The following is a 1,629-nucleotide window of genomic DNA, read 5'->3' as shown; positions in this document are numbered from 1 at the left end:
CTTGGAACAGAAAACCTCAAAGCGGCAAGCCTTCATGCTGAGCAAAGCAACTTACAAGACACCTTGCGCTATCAGCATATCCCAGTTGAAGCCTTGGCTGCTACCCATGCAGGTCAATTTGATGTGGTCACCTGTATGGAGATGCTAGAGCATGTACCAGATCCAGCCGCTATCGTAGAAGCTTGCTTTAAGCTGTTAGCGCCAGGCGGAGTTTGCGTCCTATCAACGATTAATCGCAATCCAAAATCTTATCTGTTTGCTATCGTTGGTGCAGAGTATGTACTGCGCTTGCTTGATCGTGGTACACACGATTATGCTAAATTTATCACACCAGCGGAGCTTGATAAAATGGCGATTGATGCCGGATTTACGCGCCAAGATATCATTGGACTGCATTATAATCCATTGACCAAGCGCTATTGGTTGGCTCAAAACGTCGATGTCAATTATATGATGGCAGTACAGAAACCTCTCGCCTAAACCCTTTTATTACCTTAACTAAGAGCCTTTGTAATGAGCCAATTTGTAAAAGCGGTCTTATTTGACCTAGATGGGACACTGATTGATACGGCTGCCGACTTTGTAAGAATCATTGGTAAAATGAGTGGTGAAAACGGCTGGCAAGCGCCGTCTGAGGTAGAGATTCGTGAGCAAGTCTCTGCGGGTGCTTCGGCTATGGTGCAGCTCATGCTGCACCATAATGACCAGACTGATTTTAGTGAAGAGACGTTGCTTGAGTTTCGTCAGCAGTTTTTGGACGATTATGAAGCCGATATTTGTGTGGATAGTTGTGTTTTTAACGCCCTTGAAGACGTGTTAAGTGCGCTTGAAGAAAAGGGTGTACCATGGGGTATTGTGACCAATAAGCCGCGCTATTTATCAGAGCTATTACTAGAAAGAATGCAGCTGGACACACGCTGCGCGGTTTTGGTTTGCCCTGACGATGTGTCGCGCTCAAAACCTGACCCAGAGCCTATGTATGCGGCGCTAGAGAAGCTTGGAATTCCTCGCGGCGCTGCTGAAAGCGTGATTTATGTTGGCGATCATATCCGTGATATCGAAGCTGGCAATGCGGCTGGCATGCCGACGATTCTAGCTGCTTATGGTTATATTCCGCCTGAAGATCAGCATAACCTAAAAAGATGGGGCGCAGATTATATTATTGATACCCCTGAGCAATTAAATAAATTATTACTGTCTTCTGGTAAATTTGATTATTTATAATTCAAATGAGCCATAAACTCAGCGTGTTTTTAGTCATTATGTTAACAACATAGCCTGATGGTTAAAACTAGCCCATTTACTAAACGATAAGCAGTGAGTAACGCCATGAGTGACAATATCAACCTATTAGCGAATCAGTCAGAAAGCCATTCAGCCGAAAATGTAGAGAACCATCTGGACAGCCAGCAGAATGATTTGCAAGCGTCTATAGCCACTTTAGCTCACGATGATATTCGTAATTTTGTGCCACCTGAAAACTGTTTAGATGGCAAAACCATCTTGGTGACAGGGGCGGGCGATGGCATTGGTCGTGTTGCGGCGTTGACCTATGCACGCTATGGGGCAACGGTGCTGCTATTGGGCCGCACTAGTAGCAAGCTTGAATATGTATACGATGAAATTGAA

3 protein-coding genes are annotated in these 1,629 nt (G+C 44.9%); all 3 read left to right on the top strand.

All coding sequences use genetic code 11. From position 1 onward, the window contains the following. Positions 1 to 480 (top strand): bifunctional 2-polyprenyl-6-hydroxyphenol methylase/3-demethylubiquinol 3-O-methyltransferase UbiG (ubiG, locus tag VLN09_RS11860; RefSeq protein ID WP_325246769.1); only part of this gene is annotated, 480 nt, incomplete at its 5' end. Between the two features lie 33 nt (positions 481 to 513). Beyond that, a complete protein-coding gene (locus tag VLN09_RS11855) occupies positions 514 to 1,224 on the top strand; it encodes an HAD-IA family hydrolase (RefSeq protein ID WP_325246767.1) in 711 nt (236 codons plus the stop codon). 105 nt (positions 1,225 to 1,329) lie between these two features. After that, positions 1,330 to 1,629: SDR family NAD(P)-dependent oxidoreductase (locus tag VLN09_RS11850; RefSeq protein ID WP_325246765.1), on the top strand; the 300-nt coding region annotated here is incomplete at its 3' end.

Source organism: Psychrobacter sp., from assembly GCF_035469765.1.
GTDB lineage: Bacteria > Pseudomonadota > Gammaproteobacteria > Pseudomonadales > Moraxellaceae > Psychrobacter.
This window is presented reverse-complemented; position numbering and strand designations above follow the sequence as displayed.

Bases quoted from the DNA above. Each gene is read 5' to 3' on its own strand.
- VLN09_RS11855 (WP_325246767.1), top strand. From the start codon at position 514: ATGAGCCAATTTGTAAAAGCGGTCTTATTTGACCTAGATGGGACACTG.